Source organism: Corynebacterium sp. (assembly GCF_012837295.1).
GTDB lineage: Bacteria > Actinomycetota > Actinomycetes > Mycobacteriales > Mycobacteriaceae > Corynebacterium.
This window is the reverse complement of sequence record NZ_DURI01000296.1, coordinates 1-5,713: the sequence shown is the minus strand read 5'-3', so window position 1 is coordinate 5,713 and position 5,713 is coordinate 1. Positions and strand designations below refer to the sequence as shown.

The following is a 5,713-nucleotide window of genomic DNA, read 5'->3' as shown; positions in this document are numbered from 1 at the left end:
GGTCTCCCCCGGTGCCGAGATCGCGGACGGCTCCGAGGTCACCATCACGCTCTCCGGCCTCGACCCGGCTTACGGGGGCTACTACCTGGGCTTCTGCGGCGATCGCCCCGAGGGTTCGCCGGCCCCGGCGTGCACCGGCGACCGCACCGTGCCGGGCACCCAGGCGTGGTTGTCCAACCGCGGCGGCTCGCAGCCGGTGCCGGAGAACGGCGAGGCGACGGTGACGTTGACGGCCAAGGCCGCCGGCGAGGGCGTCGACTGCCGCACCGATTCCTGCACCCTCAAGGTCTTCGGCGACCACTCCGAGGGATTCGAGGACGTCGTCGACGTGCCGGTGACCTTCGCGAAGTAGCCGCCTGCCGCCGCCGCGGCCGCCCTCACCTCCCCGCCGGACATGAACGGCACTAACTGCAGACGCTTCCGGGATTTGATGCAACGGAATCGCCGAAGCGTCTGCAGTTAGTGCCCTTCACCCCGATTTTTAGCCGCCCCGGTCTAGAAATCTGCGCGCTCCTATGCTCGACGTCATGAGCCCCGCCGCCTGCCCCGCCGCGACCCCCGACCGTCACTCGATCGTGCTGCTGCCGGGCGACGGCATCGGTCCGGAGATCGTCGACGCCTGCCGCCCGGTGCTCGCCGCGACCTTCCCCACCTGGGATTTCACGGACGCGGCGATCGGCTGGGAGTGCTGGTGCGCCGACGGCGATCCCGTGCCGGCGGCGACGTGGCGGGCACTCGAGGACGCCGACGCCGCGCTGATGGCGGCCATCACCTCCAAGCCCGCCCGCGAGGCCGAGGCCGAGCTCGCCGGCCATCTCCGCGGCACCGGCCTGACCTACCGCTCGCCGGTGCTGCAGCTGCGCCGGCGCCTCGACCTCTTCGCCAACGTCCGCCCCGTGGAGGACCTGCTGGCCGGGTCAACCGCTTCTTCGCTTCACGACGCCCCGGCCACTCCCCCATCGGCCCGCACCTCGTCTCACTCCCCACCCAACACCGCATCCCGCACCGCACCCCGCTTCGGCTTCACGGTCGTCCGCGAGAACACCGAGGGCCTGTACTCCCACGACTTCTCCATGCGCGGCGCGGGTGTACACGCTGCCGATGCTCACGCTGCCGGTGCTCACACAGCTGATGCGCACACCGCTGATGCACCGGACGGCGGCGCGCCCGGCGAACGAGCAACCGGGGCGCACGCGAAAAGTGCGGCGCTGGCGGGGATGTGGGACGTCGTCAAGCACGACCCCACCGTGGCCCGCTCGACGCCCGCCGATACCGCCATCGCCCTGCGCGTGACCACCGGTTTCGCGTGGCGACGCCTCCTCCGCACCGCGGCGGCACTGACCGGACACGCGGCCGATCCGGCGCTGCGGCGCGTGACCGTGGCCGACAAACCGAACATTCTCCGCGAATCCGGCGCGGTCATCCGCGACGCCGTCGACGAGGTCGCCGCCGAATTCCCCGGCGTCGAATTCGAGATCGCCAACGCCGACGCCGTGGCCATGCGGATGATCACCGCACCGCGCAGCTTCGACGTCATCGCCGCCGAAAACCTCCTCGGCGACATGCTCTCCGACATGGGCGCGGGCCTCATGGGCGGGCTGGGGCTGCCGTCGTCGGGCAACATCGGCGCAGATCACGCGGTGTTCGAGCCCGTGCACGGGTCGGCGCCGGACATCGCGGGGCGCGGCATCGCCAACCCCGCGGCGTTCCTGCTGTCGGCGGCCATGTGCGCCGAGCACCTCGCCGACAAGGTTGAGGCGTCGCAGGCTTCACCGGCTGCGGAGTGCGGGGCGGGGTCCGAGGCGGGGTCAAAGTCGGAGGCTGCGACCGAAGCGACGGCGAACCCCGACGGCGACCTTCGGGAGCGGGCGGACCTGCTGCGCAGCGCGGTCATCGCCACGCTGCGCGACAACCCCACCCCCGACCTCGGCGGCACCAACACCACGGCGGGATTCGCGGATGCGGTGGCCGGGCTGGTCGCCGGGACGTCGTAAAGCAGCCGCCCTCACCAGCCACAAACCCACCCGGAATGTCTTAACCCACCCGTCATAGCAGGTGGGTTAAGTCATTCGAGGTGGGTTAACCGTTTGCGCCTACTGGAACTGGCTGAGATCGATGTTCTGCAGCGGATCCGACTCGCGGGCGTCGTCCTCCGGCGGCAGCGGCACCTCGCACAGGACCGTCGTCGCGCCCGACGGATCCGCGATGGTCGCCAGCGGCCCGAACTCCGTGTCCTGCACCGGCACCAGCACCTCACCGCCGAGCTCCTGCGTGCGCATCACCGCCTGGCCGATGTTCTCCACGCCCAGGTACGCGAGCCAACCGGTGAAGGAACCCTCCTCGCCCGCGCCCGCCGCCTGCGGACCGGCGACGAGACCCGCGAACGGCGCGCCGGCCTCCATCGCGATGGCGTAGACGCCCTCCTCCGTGCGCGCGCGGACGGCGACCTCCCAGCCGAAAAGCTCGTGGTAGAAGGCCACGACGTCATCGAAACCGTCGACGTCGCCCGCGATCAGCTCGAACCACACCGGGGCGCCCGGCTCGCCCGCCGCGACGAACGCCTGCTCGCCCGGCTGCTCCAGCAGGCCCACGAGCGCGCCGGCCGGATCGACGATGACCGCCATCGCGCCGCCGTCGACCAGCGCCACCGGCTCGCGCACGACGTCCGCGCCCAGGCCGCGGGCCTTCTCCACCACGGCCGCGACATCGTCGACGTGGAAGTTCACACGCCACTGGTCCGCCGTCGCCGCCGCGGCGGAATCGCCCTGGTCGGCGCCCTGGTCGGCGCCGAAAAGCACCGCCACCGGCATCCCCATCAGCTTCGCGACGCGACGTCCCTCCCCCTCACCGGCCGCGCTGAACTCCCAGCCCATCAGCTCGCGGTAGAAGCGCTCCGACTTGCGGGGCGCGCTCGACACCAGGTCGACGCGGACGGGCATTCCGAACTCGGCGGGGAAAGCGGGCATGAGGGTCCTCCACGGGTACTGCTCGAACTTCTGCGCGGGGTTCGCGCACGTCGGGCCATGCTACCGGAGGCGCCGGGGCCGGTTCCGGTCCGGATCGGCGCCGGGCTCGAGGTGGGCCCGGCTTTGAACCCCGCGGAATTCAACGAGCCGCCGTACGGCGTCCCGAATCCGGGTCCGTGCGGCGGCTTCTTGAATTTTTCGGGGGTCATTTCTTCAACACCGCGCCGCACGCCGTCTTCGTCGTCAAGCCGTACGGCGGCTAGTTGAATTCATGGGCCACTTCCCACGAATTGCACCCACACAGAGGCCCTTGACCTGCGCAAACGAAATGTCGCACCACAGGCCCCCGAGCGCGATTGGCGGGCACCCGAGCCCCCGCTCGCGGTTCCGATCGCTCTACGGGCCGCGTGGCGCACTTCGGCCTCCGCGCGTCTTGCTTGACGACGGCCCGCGCGACGCGAGACCGGCCGACGATTGCTTTGAGGCGTTGGAATGGCGCCGTCCGAGCTCGACCGTCCGAGCTCGACCGTCCGAACTCGACCGTCGGAACCGGGTCTTCGCGGCCGGGCGGTCAGCTCCCGCCTGTCAGCTCACGCCGTCAGATCTGGACGTTGCGCCACTTCTCCGGATCGAAGTCGTCGTCGGCGGTGGCCTCGTCGAAGTAGTCGTCGTCGATGTCCTCGGGGCGCGCGACTCGGGCGGCGGCGCCGGCGACCGCGACGACGTCGCCGGGGTGCAGCTGGCGGCCGCGGCGGGTGTCGACTTCCCCGTTGACCTCGACCTGCCCCTCGGCGATGACCTCCTTGGCCAGGCCGCCGGTCTCGACGAGGTTGGCCAGCTTCAGGAATTGGCCCAGGCGGATGGACTCGTCGCGGATGGCGACGTCATAAGGCTCCATGCCCCAAGCATGGCACAGGAGCGGGCGCCCTTCCGGGACGTGCAAGGCGGCGCACGACCACAAGGAACGGTGCACCACCGGGAGTGGAGCGGCTTGTTGCCGGACGCGAAACACGGTGCCGCCGCGGGCGGGCAGTGCGCGGGCAGTGAGCGGGAAGAGGGCGGGGAGAGGACGGCGAAAGGACGGGGAGAGGGCGCCGAGAGAGCGCGGAGAGGACGGGGAACAGCCGCCGGAAAGTAGACGAGACGGTCTTTCGGGATCATTGACGCGTCACCGAAAGCGATAATGCGCAGTTCGGGGCATCGCACGCCGACAGCGAATTGACAGACCAGTCGGTCTATTCAATGATGTTCCCCATGTCCCGCACCGCCACGACGACGATCGCCGACCCCATGGGCGCCGCCGGCACCACCGCAGCCTCCCCGGCCGCGCCGTCCGTCCTGCCCGCGCCCCGGACGATCAGCCCGACGGCGGCGTTCCGGCTGCCCACGTCCCCGGCGGCGCGGCTGCACCACCAGATCCGCCTGCAGTGGCCGGTCACCCGCCCGGAGTTGGCGGCGTCGACGGGCCTGTCGCAGCCGACCGTCGCGCGCGGGGTGACGGCGCTTCTCGACGCCGGCCTCATCGAGGAACGCCCCGACCTGATCACCGGAACCGGCGCGGGCCGCCCGCGCATCCCGCTGGCCCCCGCGAAGTCGCCGTGGCTGCACGTCGGCGCGCACCTGGGGTTGCGCACGACGCACATCGCCATCTTCGACACCGTCGGCCGCGTGCTCCGCGAAACCGACCTCGACCTGCCGCTCGACGCGCTGTCGCCGGAGGAGGCGATCGATTCGATCGTCGCGGGCATCCACCGCCTGCGCACGGGCATCGCGCGCCCGCTGCGCACGGTCGGCGCCGCCCTGTCCGGCCATGTCGCCGCAGACGGCACGGTCACGTCGCGGTCATACGGGTGGGGGCCGACCGACCTGGTCGGCATGCTTTACGACGGTCTCGGCCTCCCCGCGCTCGCCGCCCCCGACGTGGCGGCCATGGCCGCATCCGAGCTGGCCGCCAACCCGCTGAAGTCCGCCCGAGCCGACGGTTCCGGCGTGGACGGGGGCCGCCTGCCGACGTCGTTGTACTTTTACGCCCGCGAGCTCATCGGGGTGGCGTGGACGGTCGATGGAGCCGTGCACCGGCCGGCGCATGGCGATGGGTCGATCGGCCACCTGCGCCCGGCGGACAGCGATCTACTGGGAGGCGCGACGCTGCGCGAGGCCGTCGGCGCCACCGGGGTGCTCGCCGCCGCCCGCGAACACGGCATCCGGGCGGACTCCTTCGCCGAGCTCGTCGCGGCCGGGGAAACGAACGCCGCCGCCCGGGCGATCCTCGACGAGCGGGCGCGCCTGCTGGGCCTGGCGGTGTCGAACGTCGCGGACATCGTCGATCCCGCGCACGTGATCCTGGCCGGCGCGGCGTTCACCGCCGACGCCGCGGGACTGCGAGTGGCCGCCCGGGCCATCGCCGAAACATCCCCGGTCCGCCGCGACATCCGCGTATCCCGCGCTCGGGGCACCATCACCCGCGACGCCGCACGAGCGGTGGCACTGGACCCGCTGCACACGGACCCGTTGAGCCTTGCCTGAACGCCGTACGGCACAATTGGCGGCCATGTCCGAGGAGCATCAAGAACCGACGGCCGCCCCGGACACCGGAACGCGGCCCCTCGGCCATGGCACCGACTGGGGAGTGCCGGATTCCGACGGCAGCCGGCGGCGCCAAGAAGGCGATCGGGGGCGGGGCCGGGGATGGCGCCGAGCGTGGCGTCGCCGCTCGCCCCGCCGCACGAACCCGGTCGCCGGGGCCT

At 71.9% G+C, this 5,713-nt stretch carries 4 protein-coding genes and 1 pseudogene; 3 read left to right on the top strand and 2 right to left on the bottom strand.

Going from position 1 to position 5,713, the window contains the following annotated elements; all coding sequences use genetic code 11:
• Both GX015_RS09560 and GX015_RS09555 read left to right on the top strand, forming a co-directional pair.
• Positions 1-352, top strand: a pseudogene (locus GX015_RS09560) (thiamine biosynthesis protein); the annotation flags it as partial.
• A 175-nt stretch (positions 353-527) separates the two neighbouring features.
• Entirely contained in the window at positions 528-1,994 is a 1,467-nt protein-coding gene (locus GX015_RS09555; RefSeq protein ID WP_291344674.1) for an isocitrate/isopropylmalate family dehydrogenase, read from the top strand.
• A 99-nt stretch (positions 1,995-2,093) separates the two neighbouring features.
• Here GX015_RS09555 and GX015_RS09550 read toward each other — a convergent pair whose 3' ends face one another.
• Together GX015_RS09550 and GX015_RS09545 are read right to left on the bottom strand one after the other, a co-directional pair.
• Positions 2,094-2,966 carry a VOC family protein gene (locus GX015_RS09550; protein ID WP_291344672.1) on the bottom strand — a complete coding sequence of 291 codons (873 nt, stop codon included), beginning with the start codon at positions 2,964-2,966 and terminating at the stop codon, positions 2,094-2,096.
• Positions 2,967-3,564: 598 nt separating this feature from the next.
• Complete coding sequence (locus tag GX015_RS09545; RefSeq protein WP_291344671.1) at positions 3,565-3,864, bottom strand: RNA-binding S4 domain-containing protein; 300 nt, start codon at positions 3,862-3,864, stop codon at positions 3,565-3,567.
• 356 nt (positions 3,865-4,220) lie between these two features.
• Between GX015_RS09545 and GX015_RS09540 the strand changes: the two genes are divergently transcribed.
• The gene (locus tag GX015_RS09540; RefSeq protein ID WP_291344670.1) at positions 4,221-5,492 is read left to right on the top strand and encodes an ROK family transcriptional regulator; all 1,272 of its coding nucleotides are present in this window, start codon (positions 4,221-4,223) and stop codon (positions 5,490-5,492) included.
• Positions 5,493-5,713 lie beyond the last annotated feature (221 nt).

What these genes read in the sequence shown, in the direction of transcription:
- GX015_RS09545 (WP_291344671.1), bottom strand. Translation starts at nt 3,864, where the DNA reads ATGGAGCCTTATGACGTCGCCATCCGCGACGAGTCCATCCGCCTGGGC.
- GX015_RS09555 (WP_291344674.1), top strand. Translation starts at nt 528, where the DNA reads ATGAGCCCCGCCGCCTGCCCCGCCGCGACCCCCGACCGTCACTCGATC.
- GX015_RS09550 (WP_291344672.1), bottom strand. Translation starts at nt 2,966, where the DNA reads ATGCCCGCTTTCCCCGCCGAGTTCGGAATGCCCGTCCGCGTCGACCTG.
- GX015_RS09540 (WP_291344670.1), top strand. Translation starts at nt 4,221, where the DNA reads ATGTCCCGCACCGCCACGACGACGATCGCCGACCCCATGGGCGCCGCC.